The sequence below is a fragment of the Ruegeria sp. AL7 genome, assembly GCF_056536105.1.
Window position 1 is genome coordinate 1,182,119 of record NZ_JBQFJF010000001.1, and the last position, 20,709, is coordinate 1,202,827.

General features: G+C 58.1%; 23 protein-coding genes. 11 read left to right on the forward strand and 12 right to left on the reverse strand.

The features are described 5' to 3' along the window. Positions 1–49: 49 nt before the first annotated feature. The 6 genes from ACR3E2_RS05875 to ACR3E2_RS05900 all read left to right on the forward strand — a co-directional run bounded on the left by ACR3E2_RS05875 (position 50) and on the right by ACR3E2_RS05900 (position 5,973). Entirely contained in the window at positions 50–499 is a 450-nt protein-coding gene (locus ACR3E2_RS05875) for a paraquat-inducible protein A (RefSeq protein WP_480480633.1), read from the forward strand. A 67-nt stretch (positions 500–566) separates the two neighbouring features. After that, positions 567–1,928 carry a DNA repair protein RadA gene (radA, locus tag ACR3E2_RS05880; protein ID WP_480480631.1) on the forward strand — a complete coding sequence of 454 codons (1,362 nt, stop codon included), beginning with the start codon at positions 567–569 and terminating at the stop codon, positions 1,926–1,928. A 40-nt stretch (positions 1,929–1,968) separates the two neighbouring features. Beyond that, positions 1,969–2,562, forward strand: a complete 594-nt coding sequence (locus ACR3E2_RS05885) for a CvpA family protein (protein WP_267364181.1) — start codon at positions 1,969–1,971, stop codon at positions 2,560–2,562. Positions 2,563–3,215: 653 nt separating this feature from the next. Continuing rightward, positions 3,216–4,739 (forward strand): amidophosphoribosyltransferase, encoded by a 1,524-nt coding sequence (purF, locus tag ACR3E2_RS05890; protein WP_480480629.1) that lies wholly within the window; start codon positions 3,216–3,218, stop codon positions 4,737–4,739. 298 nt (positions 4,740–5,037) lie between these two features. Continuing rightward, positions 5,038–5,286, forward strand: a complete 249-nt coding sequence (locus ACR3E2_RS05895) for a hypothetical protein (RefSeq protein ID WP_209503732.1) — start codon at positions 5,038–5,040, stop codon at positions 5,284–5,286. A 42-nt stretch (positions 5,287–5,328) separates the two neighbouring features. Beyond that, on the forward strand, positions 5,329–5,973 hold the full coding sequence (locus ACR3E2_RS05900; RefSeq protein ID WP_267364183.1) for an SDR family NAD(P)-dependent oxidoreductase: 645 nt from the start codon (positions 5,329–5,331) through the stop codon (positions 5,971–5,973). A 60-nt stretch (positions 5,974–6,033) separates the two neighbouring features. Here ACR3E2_RS05900 and ACR3E2_RS05905 read toward each other — a convergent pair whose 3' ends face one another. The 4 genes from ACR3E2_RS05905 to ACR3E2_RS05920 all read right to left on the reverse strand — a co-directional run bounded on the left by ACR3E2_RS05905 (position 6,034) and on the right by ACR3E2_RS05920 (position 8,549). Further along, entirely contained in the window at positions 6,034–6,876 is an 843-nt protein-coding gene (locus tag ACR3E2_RS05905) for an ATP-binding protein (RefSeq protein WP_480480626.1), read from the reverse strand. A gap of 117 nt (positions 6,877–6,993) precedes the next feature. Beyond that, positions 6,994–7,872 (reverse strand): twin-arginine translocase subunit TatC, encoded by an 879-nt coding sequence (gene tatC, locus ACR3E2_RS05910; RefSeq protein ID WP_480480624.1) that lies wholly within the window; start codon positions 7,870–7,872, stop codon positions 6,994–6,996. Continuing rightward, positions 7,869–8,327: a Sec-independent protein translocase protein TatB gene (gene tatB, locus ACR3E2_RS05915; RefSeq protein WP_267364187.1), complete on the reverse strand. Its 459-nt coding sequence runs from the start codon at positions 8,325–8,327 to the stop codon at positions 7,869–7,871. Before tatB ends, tatC begins: the two co-directional genes overlap by 4 nt. 6 nt (positions 8,328–8,333) lie before the next feature. Next, positions 8,334–8,549, reverse strand: a complete 216-nt coding sequence (locus ACR3E2_RS05920) for a twin-arginine translocase TatA/TatE family subunit (protein ID WP_480473142.1) — start codon at positions 8,547–8,549, stop codon at positions 8,334–8,336. 222 nt (positions 8,550–8,771) lie between these two features. Here ACR3E2_RS05920 and ACR3E2_RS05925 point away from each other — a divergent pair, with 222 nt between their 5' ends. Both ACR3E2_RS05925 and ACR3E2_RS05930 read left to right on the forward strand, forming a co-directional pair. After that, positions 8,772–9,077: a hypothetical protein gene (locus ACR3E2_RS05925; RefSeq protein ID WP_267364188.1), complete on the forward strand. Its 306-nt coding sequence runs from the start codon at positions 8,772–8,774 to the stop codon at positions 9,075–9,077. Positions 9,078–9,098: 21 nt separating this feature from the next. Next, positions 9,099–9,770 (forward strand): helix-turn-helix transcriptional regulator, encoded by a 672-nt coding sequence (locus tag ACR3E2_RS05930; RefSeq protein WP_480480622.1) that lies wholly within the window; start codon positions 9,099–9,101, stop codon positions 9,768–9,770. A 62-nt stretch (positions 9,771–9,832) separates the two neighbouring features. On the opposite strand, the gene ACR3E2_RS05935 is transcribed toward ACR3E2_RS05930, so the two are convergent. The 8 genes from ACR3E2_RS05935 to ACR3E2_RS05970 all read right to left on the reverse strand — a co-directional run bounded on the left by ACR3E2_RS05935 (position 9,833) and on the right by ACR3E2_RS05970 (position 17,272). Beyond that, complete coding sequence (locus ACR3E2_RS05935; RefSeq protein ID WP_480480620.1) at positions 9,833–11,005, reverse strand: peptidoglycan DD-metalloendopeptidase family protein; 1,173 nt, start codon at positions 11,003–11,005, stop codon at positions 9,833–9,835. Between the two features lie 62 nt (positions 11,006–11,067). Continuing rightward, positions 11,068–11,718 carry a protein-L-isoaspartate(D-aspartate) O-methyltransferase gene (locus ACR3E2_RS05940; protein ID WP_209503723.1) on the reverse strand — a complete coding sequence of 217 codons (651 nt, stop codon included), beginning with the start codon at positions 11,716–11,718 and terminating at the stop codon, positions 11,068–11,070. Then, complete coding sequence (gene surE, locus ACR3E2_RS05945) at positions 11,715–12,497, reverse strand: 5'/3'-nucleotidase SurE (RefSeq protein ID WP_267364192.1); 783 nt, start codon at positions 12,495–12,497, stop codon at positions 11,715–11,717. The genes ACR3E2_RS05940 and surE overlap by 4 nt, the downstream gene beginning before the upstream one ends. Before the next feature lie 114 nt (positions 12,498–12,611). Next, entirely contained in the window at positions 12,612–13,679 is a 1,068-nt protein-coding gene (locus ACR3E2_RS05950) for an ABC transporter ATP-binding protein (protein ID WP_480481657.1), read from the reverse strand. A gap of 107 nt (positions 13,680–13,786) precedes the next feature. Next, entirely contained in the window at positions 13,787–14,836 is a 1,050-nt protein-coding gene (locus ACR3E2_RS05955; protein ID WP_480480617.1) for a methyltransferase domain-containing protein, read from the reverse strand. A 106-nt stretch (positions 14,837–14,942) separates the two neighbouring features. Next, positions 14,943–16,055, reverse strand: a complete 1,113-nt coding sequence (locus tag ACR3E2_RS05960) for a hypothetical protein (protein ID WP_480480615.1) — start codon at positions 16,053–16,055, stop codon at positions 14,943–14,945. A gap of 2 nt (positions 16,056–16,057) precedes the next feature. Next, positions 16,058–16,837: an SDR family oxidoreductase gene (locus tag ACR3E2_RS05965; protein WP_480480613.1), complete on the reverse strand. Its 780-nt coding sequence runs from the start codon at positions 16,835–16,837 to the stop codon at positions 16,058–16,060. Positions 16,838–16,909: 72 nt separating this feature from the next. Beyond that, the gene (locus tag ACR3E2_RS05970) at positions 16,910–17,272 is read right to left on the reverse strand and encodes a SnoaL-like domain-containing protein (RefSeq protein WP_480480611.1); all 363 of its coding nucleotides are present in this window, start codon (positions 17,270–17,272) and stop codon (positions 16,910–16,912) included. A gap of 109 nt (positions 17,273–17,381) precedes the next feature. Here ACR3E2_RS05970 and ACR3E2_RS05975 point away from each other — a divergent pair, with 109 nt between their 5' ends. The 3 genes from ACR3E2_RS05975 to ACR3E2_RS05985 are packed head-to-tail and all read left to right on the forward strand — an operon-like array spanning position 17,382 to position 20,705. Then, on the forward strand, positions 17,382–18,986 hold the full coding sequence (locus tag ACR3E2_RS05975) for a peptide chain release factor 3 (protein WP_209503717.1): 1,605 nt from the start codon (positions 17,382–17,384) through the stop codon (positions 18,984–18,986). Between the two features lie 49 nt (positions 18,987–19,035). After that, a complete protein-coding gene (locus ACR3E2_RS05980) occupies positions 19,036–19,779 on the forward strand; it encodes a hypothetical protein (protein ID WP_480480609.1) in 744 nt (247 codons plus the stop codon). Beyond that, complete coding sequence (locus tag ACR3E2_RS05985; protein WP_480480607.1) at positions 19,776–20,705, forward strand: glycosyltransferase family 2 protein; 930 nt, start codon at positions 19,776–19,778, stop codon at positions 20,703–20,705. The genes ACR3E2_RS05980 and ACR3E2_RS05985 overlap by 4 nt, the downstream gene beginning before the upstream one ends. The last annotated feature ends 4 nt before the right edge of the window (positions 20,706–20,709 follow it).

Here is a 20,709-nt window from a genome sequence, read left to right on the forward strand (position 1 = left end):
GATCCAACACCGTAATGTCAGGCGGTCACACTTAATAGCGTTGGCCGCCATGATATTGCGTTTCGCAACACTGTCACTTTTGGTTTTCTACCCCGTCGCGTGGTTCGCCCCGCTGATGCGCGCGGGGTTCCTGCCGATCTTTGGCCTTAGCGAAATCAGCGTCATCACCGGCCTCCAGTCGCTTTGGAAATCCGACATCTTCCTTGCGCTGGTCGTCACCATCTTTGCCCTCTTCGCGCCCTACATCAAAACCATTGGCACCGCGCTGATACAGTGGAACCTGCTAGATGCCCGTGTGCAGCCTGCGCTGAGTATCCTAGGCAAGCTGGCGATGGCGGATATCTTCCTGATCGCGCTTTACATCACATTGGCCAAGGGCATCTTTTACGCCACTGTTGAGACCGCATGGGGTCTCTACCTGTTCACGGCCTGCATCCTTGCCTCCATCGCTTTGGGCATTCTCACCGAACGCCACTGCAAATCCATCGCTCGGACATAGGGCGCTGACGACGAGGAAAGCCCAGCAAGGGCTTGAAGAACCGCCCGTCCTCGGGCACCAAGACGTCATGGCAAAACCAACCTTCTCCTGCTCCGCCTGCGGCGCATCCCACTCCCGCTGGTCGGGCCGCTGCGACGGATGCGGCGAGTGGAACTCGATCATCCAGGACGTACCTCTGTCGGCAGGCCCAGCCAAGAAATCGCTGGGCTCGAAACGCGGGCGGTCGATGACGCTCACCGACCTGTCGACCGAGGAAACCCCGCCACCCCGCACACTCTGCGGAGTGGAAGAGTTGGACCGGGTGCTTGGTGGCGGGCTTGTTCCCGCATCTGCCCTGTTGGTGGGCGGCGACCCCGGCATCGGTAAATCCACCCTGCTGCTGCAAGCGGCCGCCCGCTTTGCCCGTGCTGGCGTCAAGACAATCTATGTCTCGGGTGAAGAAGCCAGTGCGCAGGTTCGCATGCGGGCGCGCCGCCTTGGGCTGGAAAATGCGCCGGTGCAACTTGCTGCCGAAACCAACCTGCGCGACATTCTTACCACGCTTGAAGCCGAGAAACCCGGTCTGGCGATCATCGACTCGATCCAGACCATGTGGGCCGACAATGTCGACAGCGCGCCGGGGTCCGTGTCGCAAGTCCGGGCGGCTGCTCATGAACTGACCGCCTTTGCGAAACGGCACGGCGTGTCGATCATCATGGTCGGACACGTCACCAAGGAAGGCCAGATCGCAGGCCCCCGTGTTGTCGAACACATGGTCGATACGGTGCTGTATTTCGAGGGCGAGCGCGGCCACCAGTTTCGTATCCTGCGGGCGGTCAAGAACCGCTTTGGTCCCGCCGACGAAATTGGCGTGTTCGAGATGACAGGCAAAGGGCTGTCGCAGGTCACCAACCCCTCGGCCTTGTTCCTGTCCGAACGCGGTACGCCCAGCCCTGGCTCTGCGGTCTTTGCCGGGATTGAGGGCACACGGCCCGTTTTGGTCGAATTGCAGGCCCTTGTCGCCCCGTCCCCCCATTCGCAACCACGCCGGACAGTGGTGGGCTGGGACAGCGGGCGGCTGGCGATGATCCTTGCCGTGCTCGAAGCGCGTTGCGGCATTCCCTTTGCCGGTCTCGACGTCTATCTGAACGTGGCCGGCGGGTTGAAAGTCAGTGAACCCGCCGCCGATCTGGCCGTTGCTGCTGCATTGCTGAGCGCACGCGAAGACACGGCCCTGCCCTCAGACACCGTCGTTTTCGGGGAAATCTCGCTATCCGGGGCACTTAGACCGGCTCCGCAGACAGAAAACAGGTTGAAAGAAGCACAAAAACTTGGTTTCACAGCGGCAATAGCTCCGGCAGGTGGCAAAACCGGTACTGTGGCAGGTCTGACACTCACCCGACCCTCAGATTTGGTGGGGTTTGTTGGCGAAACCTTCGGAGCAGGTTAAAGTCGCGCCTTGAGGGGCAGAAGAAGAACAGGCGAGGGCCATGGAAGGTTTTACAATAATCGACGGGGTGGTTGCCCTGATCATCGTGCTGTCAGGCTTGCTGGCCTACTCGCGTGGGTTCATGCGCGAAGTTCTGGCCATCGCGGGTTGGGTTGCGGCGGCCGTTCTGGCGTTCATCTTCGCCCCGCAGGCTGTACCTCTGGTCAAGGAAATCCCGGTCGTCGGAGATTTCCTGCGTGACAGTTGCGAACTGTCCGTGATCACCGGGTTTGCAGCGGTCTTTGCGGTGGCGCTGATCGTGGTCAGTATCTTCACACCGCTGTTTTCATCACTGGTCCAGCGCTCGGCCCTTGGCGGTCTGGATCAGGCTCTGGGGCTGTTCTTCGGCATCGCTCGTGGCATTCTTCTGGTTGCGATCGCATTCTTCGTTTACGACACCGTGATGACCGGCCAGTCTTACACAATTGTTGATGAAAGCCGGTCGGCCAAGGTGTTTGAACAGTTCAGCGGCCAGATTGAGGAACAAAACCCCGAGGCGGCTCTGGGGTGGGTTACGACTCAGTATGAACAGCTGGTCGCCAGTTGCACGGCAGGAAACGCTGAACCGGCAACAACTGCACCTTCCAACGGCTGATAGAGGCAGATCACCAATTCATGAAAGCCCGGCCCTGCCGGGCTTTTTTGTTGCAGATCAGACAAACCCCTCGCCACCGCACACGGTACAGCGGATTGTTTTCAAACCAAAGCACCCGTCACATCGACTGAAGATCGGTTTTCCAAAGATATCTCTGCTTTTGGCGATCTCACCCGCTCCGTTACAGATCTGGCACGATGCGCGCCCCAATCCTCGGCACCGATGGCACCGCTGCCTGATCCGTTCCTGGTTCTTGTGAGGAGGTTTATGCTGCCACATTCAGGTCCCCCCGAGGTGCTGAGTTTTAGCAGTTAATGTATGCAATCAAATGCATGACAGCACATATGTTTGCGCATGTCACCATCTTCGTTTTTCTACGTCGACATACGCAAACTTGGCCTGCGGCATTTGGCTATTGTGATCCTTTGATGACAGCCACGCCAATAGGCATTATGTGGGGGCCAACCTGCCACGGAATCGGAGCCACCCATCTTGTACTTTCTGTATGAATGCGCGCTGATCGCAGTGATGGTCGCCCTAACGGCGTCTTGTTCCTGTGTAGCGAACATTTCCGCGCTGAAGATGCAGAAAGTTCGGTGCCGAACTGCGGTCAATCCTCGAATGATATCGTCATAGAAGTTGGAGCCCCTTGAATGTGTGGGATTTTAGGAATCGCAAGCCGGACACATGATGTCTTTGCTGAGATCTATGACGGGTTGCTGATGTTACAGCACCGGGGTCAGGATGCCTCCGGGATCGTGACCTACAACGGCGAATTCTTCCGGGAAAAGAAAGCCAATGGTTTGGTCAAGGACGTGTTCAACGCCCAGGATGCTGAAACCCTTCTGGGTCATGTCGGCATGGGGCATGTTCGTTATCCCACGGCCGGATCACTCAGCGCGGCCGAAGCGCAACCTTTCTTCGTGAACGCACCCTACGGTATCTATCTTGTTCACAACGGCAATATCACCAACACAGCGGAACAGCGCGAGAAAGTGACCGGGAAATACAGCCGCCACCTGCGCACCACATCGGATTCGGAAATCCTGCTGAACGTGCTGGCCGACAAAGTGGCTGACGCTATCAAGGTGAACGGCAATTCGGACCCGATCCGAAACATCTTTGCCGGTGTGAAGATGACGATGGAGCGGGTTCAGGGCGCCTATTCAGTCATTTGTCTGGTGGCAGGTGTTGGCATGTTGGCGTTCCGCGACCCATTTGGCATTCGGCCCCTTTCGGTCGCAAAACGCAATGTCGACGGTCAGGGGGACGATTATGCCTTTGCTTCGGAAGACGTAGCCTTTGGCATCAACAGTTTTGAAAAGCTGCGCGATCTGCGCCCGGGCGAGGCCATCCTGATCGACCTGAAAGGCAACATGCACGAGTTTCAGGCGGTCGAAGGCAAGCTGACGCCCTGTATCTTCGAGTATGTGTATCTGGCACGTCCGGATTCACTGCTGGACGGTGTCTCGGTTTATAAAACCCAGATGCGCATGGGACAGACGCTGGCGAAACAAATTCAGGACTCGGGCCTGGAAATCGACCGGATCATTCCCGTACCCGACAGCGCCCGCCCCGTGGCACTGGAAGCGGCGAAAATCACCGGCATCCCCTATCGCGAGGGGTTGGTGAAGAACCGCTATGTCGGGCGTACCTTCATCATGCCGGGTCAGGCCGAGCGACAGAAATCCGTCCGCCGCAAGCTGAACGCCGTTCCGCTGGAATTCGAAGGCCACAGCGTTCTGTTGATCGACGATTCCATCGTGCGCGGCAACACCATCAAAAAGATCGTTCAGATGTGCCGCGACGCCGGGGCCAAGAAGGTTTATGTGGCCAGCGCCTCGCCGCCGGTCAAATACCCCAACGTCTATGGCATAGACATGCCGACCAAGGCCGAGCTGATCGCAAATGGCAAAGAGATCGAAGAGATCCGTGAAGAGCTGGGCGCTGATGCACTGTTCTATCAGCATCTGGAGGACCTGATCTGGGCGGCCCAGGAAGGCAACCCGGACATCCAGGGATTTGATTGTTCCTGCTTTGATGGCAATTACATTACAGGCAGCGTTAGCGCGGATTACCTGGACAGTCTGGAAAACAGCAGCCGTGTCAGCCAGAAACGCGCGGATATGCAGGTTCCGGGCGGGTCTTGGAATGCGGCCAAACTGGCCTCAGGCTGAAGGGCCTCGCCCATTTAGGGCAGGTCCGGTTACTTTTCAGACAGCGAATCAAACCGTTCGGCATCCAGAGAGGATAGCCCTGTTCAGTATAACCCGCATCTATACTGTTCCACCGATGAGTGGAAATCTGCCACAACCCGCCGGCGATTCTTGCACGATCACAGGGACTAACAAATGGGTCGCTACGTCGTGAAGCCCCGTGTCCGTGAGGGTCTTTTGCTTACCTGATCGTTTTGATATCGGGCGGCAACCACTCACTCGAAATAAGGGGTTCGGAACTCATGCCGGGCCACGGACCATGTCAAACACCAATGTCAAAAGCGCGGCCACACAGCAGGGCGCGTTAAACAAGAACTCTGTTTCTGTTCTGGGGGTGTTCGGGCCCAAAACCGAACTGCACGCCTTGGTACGCCTGTCATCGGGCCGCGTGAAAGAGGTTGAACCCGGAAGCCGTGTCGCCTCGGGTACGGTGATAGCAATCGACGAACAGGGTATCATGCTGCGACAAAGCGGCCAGACCAAGCGGATCGCCATTCCCGGAAGCTAATCGCGACTTGACGCCCCTCGCGCAGGGGTTCAAACCGCAGCCATGACCGATCAGACAAAAATCGCCCTTATCACCGGGGCCTCTCGCGGGTTGGGCGCTGCGCTGGCCGAAGCGCTGGCACCTGAATACCATATCGTCGCCGTCGCCCGGACCACCGGCGGGCTGGAAGAGCTGGACGATCGTATCAAGGCGAAGGGCGGGTCAGCCACTCTGGCCCCCATGGACATCACCGATCCAAACGCCATGGCGACCCTGTGTCGTGGCATCCATGACCGTTGGGGCAAGGTTGACCTGTGGATGCACACAGCCATCCACACATCAGCACTGACGCCAGTGCATTTTGTTGACCCCAAGGAATGGGCCAAGGCGATCAACACAAATGCAAACGCGACCTCGGTTCTGATCCCCTATGTCTCACCCCTTCTGGGCGAGAGTGGCCATGCGGTGTTTTTTGACGATCCGAAGGCTGGCGAGAAGTTTTATGGCATCTACGGTGCCACCAAGGCCGCGCAGATGGCTCTGGCCCGCAGCTGGGCCGTCGAAACTGAACGCACCGGTCCGCGGGTTTCGGTTGTCGAACCCGCGCCGATGCCCACGGCCGTCCGCGCGCGCTTTCATCCCGGGGAAGACCGGAGCGTGTTGAACAGCACCAAGGATGAAGCCGCGCGGATTCTGGCGCTGCTTTAGGAAATGGCCCTGACGGGCCATGCCTCTGGCGGGGATATTTGCAGCCAGGTGAAGCCGGGATCAGGCGATATGCACGCCGTTGCGCCCGGCCAGATCGACGAAGAATTGCCAGGCGACACGGCCAGAGCGCGACCCGCGCGTGGCTTGCCACTCAATTGCCTCGGCGCGCAGGGTCTGTGCATCAACTGAAACGCCATAGAAGGCGCAATAGCGGTCGATCATCGCCAGATACTCGTCCTGATCACAGGGATGGAACCCAAGCCACAGGCCGAAGCGATCCGACAGCGAGACTTTTTCTTCGACCGCCTCGGAAGGATTGATGGCGCTGGACCGTTCGTTTTCGATCATATCCCGCGGCATCAGATGGCGGCGGTTCGAAGTGGCATAGAAGACCACATTTTCCGGCCTGCCTTCAATGCCACCATCCAGAACAGCCTTGAGAGATTTATAATGCTGGTCATCGTGGCTGAACGACAGGTCATCGCAAAACAGTATGAACCTGTAGGGTGCTGCGCGCAGATGGTTCAGCAACCGTGCGACCGTTCCCATGTCCTCGCGCTGCAGTTCGACCAGCTTTAGATCGGCGTAATCAGCGCTCAGTGAGCCGTGCACGGCCTTTACAAGGCTCGACTTTCCCATCCCCCGAGCCCCCCAGAGCAGCGCATTATTTGCCTTGTACCCTGCTGCAAACCGGCGCGTATTGTCCATCAATGTGTCGCGAGAGCGATTGATGCCGACCAGGAGATCCAGATCGACCCGGTTGACTTGCGTAACAGGTTCCAGTCGTTCCGGTTCGACATGCCACACAAATGCTGGAGCAACGGCAAAATCAGGCGCCACCAAAGGAGCCGGTGCCATGCGTTCCAACGCCTCGGCGATACGGTTCAGGGCTTGGTCGTCCATGTGGGCCTCCGGTTTTGTCTTGAGGGGTTCAAAGCACGTTCCAATTGGCACAACAAGAGTTTCCAATGGAAAAGGCGCGCCATTGGATGGCGCGCCCTTTTGGTTTCGTCGGCAGACTTACTTGTCGTCTTCGAACTCCTGCATCAGGTCATCATCCGCTTCCGCTTCATCATCGTAGTAACCGTCAGCGCGCAACTGGTCCTCGCGTTTCTTTTCAACTCGCGCGACCAGGAAGATCGAAATCTCGTACAGACCGTACACCACCACAAACAGTATGATCTGCGTAATGACATCCGGTGGTGTGACGACTGCGGCCAGAACCAGAATGCCGACCACCGCATATTTCCGAACAGCGCCCAGCCCCTCGGCACTGACCAGTCCTGCCTTCCCCATAAGAGTCAGGAGAACCGGCAACTGGAAACACAATCCAAAGGCCACGATGAACTTGATCGTCAGGTTCAGATATTCCTGGGCTGAGCCCTGGAACACCACACTCAGCGGTGCCGCGTTGACCCCGTCGGCCACGGCTTCACCCTCAGCCCCGAATTGCTGGAACCCGAGAAAAAAGTCATAGGCCAGAGGCGTGACGACGTAGAAGGCAAAGCTTGCGCCCAGGAGAAACATAAAGGGCGAAGCCAGCATGAAAGGCAGGAACGCGTTTTTCTCGGACTTGTAGAGGCCCGGTGCTACAAAGCGCCACATCTGCATCCCGATATAGGGAAATGCCAGAATGAACCCACCCAATAGGGAAACCTTGATCGCAACAAAGAACCCTTCCTGTGGCGAGATGAAGATCAGGCTACAATCCTGCCCGCGCTCAGCCAGAACGTCACACAGGGGATTGGTCAGGAAATTAAAGATCGGCGTCGCCACTGAAAAACAGATGATCATACCGACCAGAAACGCCACAACGCTATGGATCAGCCGTGTGCGCAGTTCGGCCAGATGTTCGATCAACGGGGCCGAAGAATCGTCAATCTCGTCGGTTTTGCTCATGTCTTGCTTTCAGTGTTCAGCGCGGCTTCGGCCTCTTCTGCCTTGGCCAGCGCATCGGCTGCTTCTTTGGCCTTGCGCTCGGCGGTGGCCCGGGCGGCTGACGCCTGAACCTTTTTGGCCTGCTCGGCCCGCTCGGCCGCCAGTTTCCCTGTTTCGCTGTCAGGATCGAACTTTGTGGGATCGATGCTTTTCGCCATCTCCTGCGCGGCTTGCTTGACACCGTCCATGGCCGATCCCACAGGGTTCACGGCAGCGTTGAGACCTTTCTTGATCTCATTCACCCCTGCCTGATCGGCGGCTTCGTTCATGGCGCTGCTGAACTCGCGCGCCATTCCGCGTGCCTTGCCGACAAAACGTCCGACATTGCGGAACAGCACCGGCAGGTCCTTTGGCCCCACAACGATCAGGGCAACGATGCCGATGACCAGAAGCTCGGTCCAGCCCAGATCAAACATCTGCGCTTACGCCTTGTCTTTCTCGGCTTCAGGTGTGACGTCCTTGGCCAGCTCAGAAGCGTCCTTTTCCAGCTCTTCCGAACCGTCCTTGACGCCCTTCTTGAACGCGGTGATGCCTTTGCCAACTTCGCCCATCAGCGAACTGATCTTGCCGCGCCCGAACAGAACCAGAACCACAACGGCGATCAGCAGCAGGCCAGGAAGGCCGATATTGTTGAGCATGTCTTCTCTCCTTTTTCGTCGGCACGTTTGCGCGCCGGGAACATGAACTGACTCAGTCTTTACGCCTCGATCGCTGGTCTCAAAAGGGATCTGCAACGGGTTGCGGGCAAAATTTGTGGAAAACGCGTGAAACCTAAGGGGTCGCAATTTTCAACTGACAGGTTTATGTCAGTTGTTATCCGTTAGGGCTTTGGCATCGAAACAAGGTCAATGGAGAATTAAATGACCCACGTTGCTGAAATCGTCACCTTCACGCTGGCCAATGGCACCACGCCGGAAGAGTTCGTGAAACTCAGTCAGGCTTCTGAGGCCTTTGTGCGCAGCGCGCCGGGCTTCGCCCATCGGCAGCTTAGCCAGGGCGAAGATGGTCGCTGGACCGATTATGTTGTCTGGACAGATTTGAAAGCGGCAGAGGACGCCGCTGCGCAGTTTCCGCAACAGGAATGTGCGGCAGGCATGATGGCGGTCATCAATCCCGATAGTATCCAGATGCGTCACGAGAAAGTCCTATGGAACATGACTGCCTAAACGCAGTCAGAACGGCGTGTCATGCGCCGCACTGACCGCCTGTTCGATATCATCCAGATCCTGCGCGATGGCAAACTGCACCGCGCGCAGGACATTGCGGACCGGCTTGAGGTGTCGGTCCGCACCATCTATCGCGACATGGATACGCTTGTTGCCTCGGGCGTTCCGGTCGAGGGAGAGCGCGGTGTCGGCTACATGGTGCGCGAGCAGATCACCCTGCCCCCGTTGAACCTGACCACAGCCGAGCTTGAGGCGTTGAATCTTGGCATGGCCATCGTGGCCGAGGCCGCGGATACTGACCTGAAGGCTGCCGCACAGTCGCTTGCCGACAAGATCGACGCTGTTTTGCCAACGCAGGTCGTGGCCGAGGCGGACAGCTGGAAATTCGCGGTCTACCCATTTGCCGATGCCGCAAGGGGCCTTGCCCATATGGCCCCGATCCGTGCAGCCATCAAATCACGTCAGAAACTTCACCTGTCCTATCGCCGCATTGACGGCGTTTTGACCGAACGCACCATCCGCCCGCTCCATATGGAATACTGGGGGCGGGTCTGGACCCTTACCGCCTGGTGCGAGCTGCGCAATGGATTTCGTGTCTTTCGCATCGACCTGATCGAAGCAGTTTCACCCCTTCCGGAGATCTTCGCCGACGAACCCGGAAAACGCCTGAGTGATTATGACCCGTACGCCTGACAGGCTTCATCTTTTCAGAAATACTCTCGCCGAAGGCATGGCCCGGTACGGGCCATCCAGCTTCACTTCAGATAGGGCTCGGGGTCCACGGACTCGAACCCTTTGCGGACTTCGAAATGCACATAGGCATTGTCGCCGCCCCGCAGTTGAGCCAGCTTCTGGCCACGGCGTACCTTATCGCCTTTCTTGACAGTGATCTTGTCGACATTTGCATAGACAGTCAGAAGATCGTTGTTGTGCTTGACCACAATGATCGGCACCTGATCCGCGTCCGCTGTGATCGCCGCGACAGTACCAGCCTCGGCAGCTGTGACCGACGTACCCGGAGCGGCAGCGATGTCGATGCCCTCATTCTTGCCCTTGTCATAGCCGCGAATGATAGTGCCGCCAACCGGCAGGGACAGCGCGGATGTGCGCGTATTGGTTGGCGCTTCGGCGGTCACGTCGGGGGCCTCGGCCAAAGGCGCAACTTTTTCATCCGGCAAGGGCTGCGTAGCGCTGGGTGGCGTCGGCGTCGGTGATCCCTGTCCCGGTTCCGTCACCTCCGTGGCGGGAACGGGCGCGGCACTAGCCGCATTTTTCCTGGGCGCTGGCTGGTTCTTGACCGGAATCAACAAGTACTGACCTTCACGCACGGTAAAATCAGATCCCAGCCCGTTCCATTCCGCCAGAGATTCAACCGGCACCTGGTAGAGGCGCGAGATTGTATAGGCCGTCTCACCCCGCTTGACCTTGTGCCTGACCGGCTCCGGCCCAGCTGACACCGGCGCGGGTGTTGGTGCCGGTTTCGCGGGTTCCAGTGTTGTGGTCTGAACCGAACCCGACGACGGCACCTGATCAATTGCCGACCCGGCAACCGACGCGATGTCCACACCGCTGCCAGCACCAACAGTGCGTGGCAGTGCAAGAACCTCACCCTCTCTTAGCGTGTCCGTTGTCTGAAGACCGTTGAAACGCGAAAGCTCGCCTTCGGGCAGGCCAACCCGCGCGGCCACGTCCCGCACCGTATCGCCGCGGCGCGCCACGACCACCTGGTAGTTCGGATAGGTAATGACACCCCTGCTGTCTGGTGCCGGGCGGGATGCCGTCGCGGATTGCGCTGCATTGGTGGTCGAAAAGCCACCGATCTGCCCGCGAAGGTCATAATCCAGAGGCCCCTCGCACCCGGCCAGAATGGCCAGAGCGGCCACCCCGGTCGCACAGCGGCGCATTGCTGATTTGGATACTGCTCTCATAATTCTGTCCTCAACGCCTGCCCCTGTTACCCGGAGTTCCGGCGACCAATTCTTTAAGCCTATTACGCCTCGTCCTTTCCAAGCCCCTCCAGAAGGGGCACGAAACGGACAGACGTTAATTCGTCATAGTCCAGACCATCTTCGGTGCGCGTCACTTTGATCAACTGCTGCACCGCGTCCGACTGGCCCACGGGTAAAACCATAATACCCCCGATTTTCAGCTGCGCCAAGAGCGGGCCCGGAGGATCCTCGGCTGCGGCTGTGACAATGATCCGGTCAAAAGGGGCTTGTTCCGGCAGGCCAAATGACCCATCCGACAACATCGAAGTGATATTCGTCAGGCCCAGGTCGGCAAACAGCTTGCTTGTTTCGCTCACCAACCGCCTGTGGCGTTCCACTGTGTAGACCCGGCGGGCCAGTTTGGACAGGATAGCTGCCTGATAACCCGAACCTGTCCCAATCTCGAGCACCGTGTCCCGGGGCCTCACGTTCAGGGCCTGCGTCATCAGACCAACGACCGAGGGTTGACTGATCGTCTGACCGCAGGAAATCGGCAGCGGCATGTCCTCGTAAGCGCGCCCTGCGAACAGGCCGGTGACAAAGCGACCGCGGTCCACCTGCTCCATCGCAGCCAACACGCGCGCATCCGTGACCCCCCGTTTGCGCAGGGCAAACAGGAATTGCATTACAGTTTCAGGGTCCAGTCCGCTCATTCGACCGCCTTCAATGCCTCCAGCATGTCATGTGCAGTCAGGTCAGCGCGCATCGGCGTGACCGAGATATAGCCTTCCAGGTTAACAGCCGCATCCGTTCCGGGTGCGGTCGGATTGTGCTGATAGCCGCCCTTGATCCACAGGAACCGCCGCCCCGAAGGTGAACTGTGCGGTTCGACCGAAAAACGCGTATCGCGCCGAAACCCCTGCGCCGCAATCCGCGTGCCCAGAACATCGTCTGCCGGAACCGGTGGGAAATTCACATTGTAGAACAGCCGGTAATCACCCTGTTCTGCCGGAGTTGCGTCCAGAATCCGGCGCACCAGATCTGCACCATACCGGGCGGCTGCCTCAAACGGGTCGTCTAGGCCCAGGTTGCGAGGGCCGAAATATTGCGACAGGGCAATCGCTGGGACGCCCTGCAATGCCGCTTCCATCGCGCCGCCGATCGTACCGGAATACAACGTGTTTTCGGCCGAGTTATTACCCCTGTTCACGCCGGACAGAACCAGATCGGGAGGGGTATCCAACATGACATCGTGAAGCCCTGCCAATACACAATCGGCAGGCGATCCTTCGGCTGCAAAGCGCCGCTCTCCCAGCTTGGCGACCATCATCGGGTGGGTATAGCTGATGCAGTGCCCGACCCCGGACTGTTCAAACGCGGGCGCGACCACCCAGACTTCTCCATCCGGTCCGGCCAGCTCAGCTGCAATCGCCTCAAGCGTGATCAAGCCCGGCGCATTGATCCCGTCGTCATTGGTCAGAAGAATTCGCATGTGCCCGATTTACCCCCGCGTTTGGCTCTTGATAGACCCGGGCCTGCGTTGCGGCAAGCGACGTGGCCCCGCAATCTGAGGATTTCGCGCACCACTTGGGCGGAAATCGAAGGATCAGCGCCTAGTCTCGGGAAAAACGAAACATCTGTCGCGGCGGATGGTCAGCCACATCACCCGGCCCGGATTGGGGACAAACACGTTCGGAACCGTCGCCCTCAGGATCGAACCATCATAGTCCATGCGGAACTCCACCAGGCTTTCATTGCCCAGAAATCGCGCACGTTCAACGACACCACGGGCTGCCACACCATCTGTTGGTGTCGGCAATGGCCCCTTGCCGTTGCGGTCAAAGTCCAGCTTGATGTGCTGAGGGCGAAAAACGATCTCGACATCCGTACCATTCGGAATGCCCGGCGCCAGGAACTGACCAAAGGGCGTGTCCGCCAATGCGCCATTCACTTGCGCTCGCAAAACGTTGACATCACTGAAAAACGCCACCGCTGCCTTGTCTGCGGGACGCGTATAGACGTTATAGGGCGCGCCCTGTTGCACGATCTTGCCACGCCGCATCAGGGCGATCTCGTCGGCCATGCGCATCGCTTCTTCCGGCTCGTGCGTGACCAGCAGTACGGCGGCATCTTCTTCCTTGAGAATGGCCAGCGTTTCGTCACGGATACCATCACGCAAACGGTTGTCGAGGCCCGAAAACGGCTCGTCCATCAGCATAATGCGCGGGCGCGGCGCCAGGGCACGCGCCAACGCCACGCGTTGCTGCTCGCCACCCGATAGTTGATGCGGAAAACCATCGATGAACCGCATCAGGTCGACCTTCTGCAACAACTCCTCGACCCGGGCGCGTTTTTCGTCCTTGTTGCCCTTAAGGCCGAAGGCTACGTTTTTGGCCACGCTCAGATGTGGGAACAGTGCAAAGTCCTGAAACATCAGTCCGATCTCGCGCCGTTCCGGAGGCACCCGGAACACGGTGTCGCAGATCAGCTTGCCATCAACATAAATCTCACCCGAGTCCTGCATCTCGACCCCGGCGATCATGCGCAACGTGGTGGATTTCCCGCAGCCCGACGGCCCCAGCAGACAGGTCACCTTGCCTGCCTGAACTGTCAGCGAAACATTATCCACAACAACCCGCCCCTCAAACCGACGGATAATGTTGCGAATTTCCAGACGCGGTGGAATTGCGTTACCTGTCACCGATGGACCCCGTTACCTTTCCCGATCAAATCCATCGGGCTTGAGCGGGGATAGCAACCCCGCCCCTCAGGTGCAAGGGATCAGCAACACCCGCCAGAAGCGACAGATGCACCCATGGCTTCAAACGGGCTTTCGCCACCACAGCCTTCGAAAATACCATAATGGGTCGAAAAATCGCCGATAAAGTCAAAATGACGGGCAAATCGCGTTTCTTTCAGCATCATCCAGGTATTGCCGCAAACCGGAAACACCTTGCCGGCTTCTATAACGTGGTGGTCATCCAGACCAAATTCATGCGGTGCGTTTGGCACGGTTCCCTTATAGATCACGGCTTGCCCATAATCTTCACAAGCCGGTTCCAATGCAGGTAGTTTGAACAGACGGTATGTCGCGGACAGGAACTTCAACGGCGCAACACGCTCTTCCAGTACGGGATTTTCGATCGTCAGCGGACGATGTGTCACGCGGCGCGGGTCGCCGAAACCGGCCGTTCGAGCCATTGACAGGAAATCATTCCAATAAAGCGCGCCGGACAGGCACTCGCCATAAAGAACTTCGTCTTCGGCCATCGCCTGCGGAATACGGCGGTCTGCATAGACATCCGAGAAATACATCTCGCCGCCCTCTTTCAACAACCTATGTGCGCCGCGCAGAACCGCATTCTTATCCGCGGCCAGGTTGATGACACAGTTCGAGACGATGATATCGAACGATCCGGGTTCCAGATCAAGCTCATCCAGTTTTTCTATATAGCCGTGATGGAATTCCACATTGCTGCGGGCATATCCAAACGCCTCGGCGTGATATTCCTGATGCGCGCGGGCGACGTCCAGTTGTTCGGGCGTCATGTCGACACCCACGACCCGGCCCGTCTCACCGACCATGGCGGACAAGGCATATACATCCCGCCCGGCCCCACACCCCAGATCTAGGATCGACATGCCTTCAAGATCAAGTGGGGCAATCAGACCGCAGCCATAGTAGCGAGTCAGAACGTCGTCATGAATCTTTGAAAGGATCTTTTTGACATGGTCGGGCATGTCGTCAGGCGTGCAGCACGCATTGGTCTGCAAGTCAGCACTGCTTTGCAGGACTTCACCATAATAGTTCTGCACCGATTCATGTTTCATCGCGCTTTTCCCTCGCAAATGGTCATGTACGAGCTAATGCAGCCGCCGGGGGTTCGCAATCCGGGGAAGGCGTTTTTGACGAAAGCGTGAGCGGTCCTGCGCGGTTTTACCCAAGCAGGTCGAAGTCCACGCCTGCACGAATTTTGCCATTTACCTGAACCTCCAGCCGGTGCGCGCCGGGAACCAACTTGAATGTTGTGGCGTCGCCCTTCAACTTGTGGCGTTTTTCCAACGTCAGTTCCCCGTTCTTCAAAGCCGCCTGCTTCAACTTGTGCACCTTGGCTGAGATTTTCCCGCCAGGTCTTTGAAAATGAATGACATAGTCAACCAGAACTGGCAGCTCTCCAACCCCTTTCAAAGTGACTGAAAAGGCCAAAGCGTCACCAATCCGAGCTTCGGAAGTCAGGTTGACCGCGACCTCAATTTCTGCGTCCGGGTCATAGCCTAACATCTTCATCGCTTCAGGATGCCCCGCTTTCACAAGCCCGCGCAGGGTGTGTGACGTCATCCAGTCCAGCTCGTCCAGATTCTGATGCCCCTGGCTGCGCCACGCCTTCAGGCGATCCAATACCAGATCCGGGTCTTTCTTGGTGATGTCATTCAGGTGATTGGATACGGACCGGGTGACATACCGCGTCGAATCCATGTGCAACTTGTCCAGCAATGGCAGCGGGTCCTGCAAACCCAATGCGACCGCCTGCCCCCATGGCAATCGGGGGCGCGTCCCTTCGCTGACCAGCCTGCGCACATGGTAACTGTCATGAGAGCACCAGTCCTGCATCCGCCGCAACACCCGGTCCGGGTCATGGTTCAGGAACGGTCGGATTGCCCATTCCATGGAAAACCTCTGTGTCAGTTCCTCCATCACGTCTAAAGCCAGATCAACATGCTCAAGACCTATGGTCGCTACCCACTCACCGACCGGCGCAAAGATGAAATCGCCAAAATCGTCATCCGTTTTCGTCGGATCCAAAGGTGCGGGCAAGGCGCGCAGGATCGTCGGGGCAACGGCAGGCAAATCACCGGGCACCGCCTGTTGCAGGCAAGTGGCGATCCAGATGATCCGATCCTTCAGCTCTAACTCCAGCAATCGCGACATGACCGCAGATCGGAATGCCGGAGCATCAAATTCTGCACGAGAACCGGAAAACAAACCGCTGAGATAATTCACTTTCTCAGCGTTGAACATCTGATCTTTCAACGAAAACCCTTGCGCCATGGTCACATCGTCAAATTGGTTGCGCCGCCATCCAGCAGAATGTTCTGACCAACGATGAACCCCGCATGTTGAGAGCACAGGAACGCGCAGGCAGCCCCGAATTCCTGCCGCGTTCCATAGCGTCGTGCAGGAATGGTCGCCGAACGGTTTGCGCGGGCGCCTTCGATCGAGATGCCTTGCTGGGCAGCCACGCCGCTGTCCAGCGCATCCGCGCGATCCGTTGCATGAATGCCGGGCAGCAGGTTGTTGATGGTCACGCCATGCGGTGCAACCTGGCGTGAAGTTCCCGCGACATATCCGGTCAAACCCGTGCGGGCTGCATTCGAAAGCCCCAGCACCGCAATTGGCGCGCGCACGGATTGTGAGGTGACGTTCACCACCCGCCCCCAACCTTTGTCCATCATTCCGGGAAGCAGCGCTTTCATGAACGCAATGGGGGTCAACATATTGGCATCCAGCGCCTTGATGAAATCATCACGCTCCCAGTCCGACCATAAACCCGGCGGCGGTCCACCGGCATTTGTCACAAGAATATCAACGCCCTGCGCCGCTTCGATCACCCGCGCCTGCCCTTCCGCAGTCGTCACGTCACACGCGACTGTTTGTACCTCGACGCCATGCTCTGACCTGAGGCGTGCCGCCTCGCTCTCCAAAGCGTCCGAACCACGCGCATTCATCACAAGATTTACGCCAGCCTCAGCCAAAGCCTCGGCACAGCCCAAACCCAGCCCTTTGCTGCTGGCACAGACCAGCGCGCGCTTTCCTTTTATACCAAGGTCCATCGGATCCTCCCTGTCAGTCATTGCCGCATGTCTAGCATCGGCCAGACAGGGAAGACCAGAAATGGCTTGGGATCAGTAGAAGAACTCTTCGCGAACGATCTTGCCATCTGCGACGTGATAGACACCCACTTCACGCATATCAAAGGCTTCGCCGGTTTCCTTTACCTTACCCTGCACTTCGAAAATCACCGCAAAGCGGTCCTCGCCGTGCACAAACGGGTCGCTGACCGAAGCGCCAGAAACCTCGTGGGCTCCTTCCCACCATTCATGTTTGCCACGGATCGCGTCACGCCCTTGTACTTCGCGCCCCATGCCTGAGTAATCGACCGCTTCAACAGAAACTGCGTCCGGCGCATACAATTTCTCAAGATTTTCCTTGGCGCGGTCCTCACGGCAGCCAGCCACCAATTCATTGGCAATCTCTTTCAAATCCATCGAATTACTCCATTATTTGTTCACTATATGTTCTTATAGCCACAAGGCCGTGATTCGAACCAGCCCCTTTGTCTTGCCTCGGCAGGATTCCCCGCCTATACGCGCGGTCATGCTTGATACCTCGAACCAACCTGCCCTGCCGCCCGAGATTGCCCGTCGCCGGACATTCGCCATCATCTCGCACCCGGATGCGGGCAAAACGACGCTGACTGAAAAGTTCCTGCTGTACGGGGGCGCCATTCAGATGGCCGGTCAGGTGCGCGCCAAGGGCGAGGCACGGCGGACACGCTCGGACTTCATGCAGATGGAGAAAGATCGCGGAATCTCGGTTTCCGCATCGGCCATGTCGTTCGACTATGGCAATTTCCGGTTCAATCTTGTTGACACGCCCGGCCACAGCGATTTCTCGGAAGATACCTACCGCACGCTGACGGCCGTGGATGCGGCCGTGATGGTGATCGACGGCGCGAAGGGTGTCGAAAGCCAGACGCAAAAACTGTTCGAGGTCTGCCGCCTGCGCGATCTGCCGATCCTGACCTTCTGTAACAAGATGGACCGCGAAAGCCGCGATACGTTTGAGATCATCGACGAAATCCAGGAGATGCTGGCCATCGACGTCACCCCCGCCGCATGGCCGATTGGCGTAGGTCGTGATTTCATCGGCTGCTACGACATGCTGCGCGACCGGCTGGAGCTGATGGACCGCGCCGACCGGAACAAGGTGGCAGAGAGCATCGAGATTAACGGGCTTGATGACCCGAAACTCGCAGAGCACGTACCCGAACATCTGCTGGAAAAGCTGCTGGAAGAGGTTGAGATGGCGCGCGAGTTGCTGCCCGCGCTGAACCCGCAGGCGGTGCTTGAAGGGCACATGACCCCGATCTGGTTCGGCTCGGCCATCAATTCGTTCGGCGTCAAGGAACTGATGGAAGGCATCGGCGCTTACGGCCCGCAGCCGCAAGTGCAATCAGCCGAACCCCGCCAGATTTCGCCGGATGAAAAGAAGGTCGCAGGCTTTGTTTTCAAGGTGCAGGCCAATATGGACCCCAAGCACCGTGACAGGGTGGCGTTTGTGCGCATGGCCTCCGGCCATTTCAAGCGCGGCATGAAGCTGACCCATGTACGGTCGAAAAAGCCGATGGCGATTTCAAACCCGGTGCTGTTTCTGGCATCTGACCGGGAACTGGCAGAAGAGGCCTGGGCCGGAGATATCATCGGCATTCCCAACCACGGCCAGCTGCGCATCGGTGACACGCTGACCGAAGGCGAGGCGCTGCGCGTCACCGGCATCCCCTCTTTCGCGCCGGAACTGCTGCAAGGCGTCCGCGCGGGCGATCCGATGAAGGCCAAGCATCTGGAAAAAGCCCTGATGCAGTTTGCCGAGGAAGGCGCGGCAAAGGTGTTCAAACCTTCGATTGGCTCGGGCTTTATCGTCGGCGTTGTCGGTGCGTTGCAGTTCGAAGTGCTCGCCAGCCGGATCGAGATGGAATACGGCCTGCCCGTGCGTTTCGAGGCGTCTCAGTTCACCTCGGCCCGCTGGGTCAGTGGTGACAAGGCCGAGGTCGAAAAGTTTGTGAATGCAAACAAGCAGCACATCGCGCACGACCATGACGGCGACATTGTCTATCTGACCCGGCTGCAATGGGACATCGACCGGGTGGTTCGGGACTATCCCGCCCTGAACCTGACCGCCACCAAAGAGATGATGGTGTGATCCAACTCACTGATTGCACAGCCGAGTCTGCCTGTGCAATTCTGCGCGCATGAGCAAGGATGAACTGACTTTCCCCGGCGGTCTGCCCGACATGCTGGACAGGTATGAAAACCGGCGCAGCCCGTTTCAGTTCGGCACCACCTCGTTGCCTGACCTTGACATCGACCTCATTGAACTGGCCGGTCGTGCATTGCCCGAAAGTGCGACTGTGCCCCCGCCAAAGCCTAATACAAGCTGGGATCGCAAGCGCGCTCAGATAGCGCGGGAATTTGTCGGAAATTCAGAACTTGCTTTCCTGAATGCCCAGTTGATCTCGAACCTGCGAAAGCGGTCCTTCCCGCGCCACGCCCCGCTTCTGTTTTGCCGCCTTTGGGACGAACAGTCGGACCACCTTCTGTCCACGCTTGATCTGCGGTGGCTGGTCTCGTCGGTTCAGACCTTTGCGGACCACGGCCAAACTGCAACCCAGCGCGAGGTTGGTCATGCGTTGCGCATGTTGTTCGGCATGATGAAGCTTTATGAGTTCGAGAGGCGCTTTTCGCAGCTGCCCCCGGCAACACCATTTCCGTATCAAAAACTGAAACACGTCCCGCTGCCCTATCAGATGAAAGGGTTTTCCCTTGGAAGTGGCGGACTGGACGTCAATCTGATTGCTCCGGTCTGGACCAAAGCCCTAAGCGACACCACCATCGCGCCACTGGTCGATCACTTGATGACCGAGCTCAACAGTGATCCCGGCGGTGTCTTTCGCCGCCTGAAACTCATGCGCGAAGCGCGCGCGCAGCGCACATGACCACATGGGGTGTCGTGTCGATGGTCAGGGGACCGACCGAAGACGTCCTTCGGTTCGTAGCCTATCACCTCGATCTGGGTGCCGAGACCATCTATATCTATCTGGATGAGCCGAACCAGCGCACGTTCGAGGCGCTGAAGGCACATCCCAGTGTTTGCGTACAGGTTTGCGATGATGCCTATTGGCAAAAGCTAAAACGCACACGACCGGACAAGCACCAGGTTCGCCAATCGGTCAACGCCACCTATGCCTATCGTGAAACGCACCTGGATTGGCTGGCCCATATCGATGTTGACGAGTTTCTGTGGTCGCCGACCCCAATCTCGGATGTGTTGCGCGATATCGGGGACAAGGTTCACGCCGCCCGGGTCCGCCCAATCGAGGCGCTGGCAGGCGGCGAAGACCTGTACAAGGCGCATGTTCCACAAAGCCCGGCCCGAACACAGCTGATTGAGATGCTTTATCCCAACTATGGGGCTTTCGTCCTTGGCGGGTTCCTCAGCCATGTACAGGGCAAGTTGTTTGCGCGCACGGGATTGAAACGTCTGAGTTTTCGTATCCACAACCTGTTTCAGAACGGGAAATTGCTGCCGTGTAAATACGAACTTGCGCAGGTCGATCTATGCCACCGCCACGCGCCGGACTGGGATCACTGGATTGCACATTATCCGTTCCGCTTGGATCGCGGCTCGTATCAGGCTGGCATGGCCCCGAATGCCCCGCGCGAGATGGGGGGGCTGAACAAGAATGAATTGCTCAGCTGGATTGAAAGCGAACACGGCGAGGACGGGCTGCGCGCGTTCTTCAACGAGATGAGCGGCGCTGACCCAGAAGTCCGCGCCCGGCTGGAGCAGAAAGGGCTGATCCGCCACCGCGTGTTGAATCTGGACGGGAAATTGGCGAAACACTTTCCCGGAAGTTGCTGAATTG

Excerpts from the sequence above, each read along its gene's own strand:
- ACR3E2_RS05875 (WP_480480633.1), top strand. The coding sequence starts at position 50 with ATGATATTGCGTTTCGCAACACTGTCACTTTTGGTTTTCTACCCCGTC.
- radA (WP_480480631.1), top strand. The coding sequence starts at position 567 with ATGGCAAAACCAACCTTCTCCTGCTCCGCCTGCGGCGCATCCCACTCC.
- ACR3E2_RS05885 (WP_267364181.1), top strand. The coding sequence starts at position 1,969 with ATGGAAGGTTTTACAATAATCGACGGGGTGGTTGCCCTGATCATCGTG.
- purF (WP_480480629.1), top strand. The coding sequence starts at position 3,216 with ATGTGTGGGATTTTAGGAATCGCAAGCCGGACACATGATGTCTTTGCT.
- ACR3E2_RS05895 (WP_209503732.1), top strand. The coding sequence starts at position 5,038 with ATGTCAAACACCAATGTCAAAAGCGCGGCCACACAGCAGGGCGCGTTA.
- ACR3E2_RS05900 (WP_267364183.1), top strand. The coding sequence starts at position 5,329 with ATGACCGATCAGACAAAAATCGCCCTTATCACCGGGGCCTCTCGCGGG.
- ACR3E2_RS05905 (WP_480480626.1), bottom strand. The coding sequence starts at position 6,876 with ATGGACGACCAAGCCCTGAACCGTATCGCCGAGGCGTTGGAACGCATG.
- tatC (WP_480480624.1), bottom strand. The coding sequence starts at position 7,872 with ATGAGCAAAACCGACGAGATTGACGATTCTTCGGCCCCGTTGATCGAA.
- tatB (WP_267364187.1), bottom strand. The coding sequence starts at position 8,327 with ATGTTTGATCTGGGCTGGACCGAGCTTCTGGTCATCGGCATCGTTGCC.
- ACR3E2_RS05920 (WP_480473142.1), bottom strand. The coding sequence starts at position 8,549 with ATGCTCAACAATATCGGCCTTCCTGGCCTGCTGCTGATCGCCGTTGTG.
- ACR3E2_RS05925 (WP_267364188.1), top strand. The coding sequence starts at position 8,772 with ATGACCCACGTTGCTGAAATCGTCACCTTCACGCTGGCCAATGGCACC.
- ACR3E2_RS05930 (WP_480480622.1), top strand. The coding sequence starts at position 9,099 with ATGCGCCGCACTGACCGCCTGTTCGATATCATCCAGATCCTGCGCGAT.
- ACR3E2_RS05935 (WP_480480620.1), bottom strand. The coding sequence starts at position 11,005 with ATGAGAGCAGTATCCAAATCAGCAATGCGCCGCTGTGCGACCGGGGTG.
- ACR3E2_RS05940 (WP_209503723.1), bottom strand. The coding sequence starts at position 11,718 with ATGAGCGGACTGGACCCTGAAACTGTAATGCAATTCCTGTTTGCCCTG.
- surE (WP_267364192.1), bottom strand. The coding sequence starts at position 12,497 with ATGCGAATTCTTCTGACCAATGACGACGGGATCAATGCGCCGGGCTTG.
- ACR3E2_RS05955 (WP_480480617.1), bottom strand. The coding sequence starts at position 14,836 with ATGAAACATGAATCGGTGCAGAACTATTATGGTGAAGTCCTGCAAAGC.
- ACR3E2_RS05960 (WP_480480615.1), bottom strand. The coding sequence starts at position 16,055 with ATGGCGCAAGGGTTTTCGTTGAAAGATCAGATGTTCAACGCTGAGAAA.
- ACR3E2_RS05965 (WP_480480613.1), bottom strand. The coding sequence starts at position 16,837 with ATGGACCTTGGTATAAAAGGAAAGCGCGCGCTGGTCTGTGCCAGCAGC.
- ACR3E2_RS05970 (WP_480480611.1), bottom strand. The coding sequence starts at position 17,272 with ATGGATTTGAAAGAGATTGCCAATGAATTGGTGGCTGGCTGCCGTGAG.
- ACR3E2_RS05975 (WP_209503717.1), top strand. The coding sequence starts at position 17,382 with ATGCTTGATACCTCGAACCAACCTGCCCTGCCGCCCGAGATTGCCCGT.
- ACR3E2_RS05980 (WP_480480609.1), top strand. The coding sequence starts at position 19,036 with ATGAGCAAGGATGAACTGACTTTCCCCGGCGGTCTGCCCGACATGCTG.
- ACR3E2_RS05985 (WP_480480607.1), top strand. The coding sequence starts at position 19,776 with ATGACCACATGGGGTGTCGTGTCGATGGTCAGGGGACCGACCGAAGAC.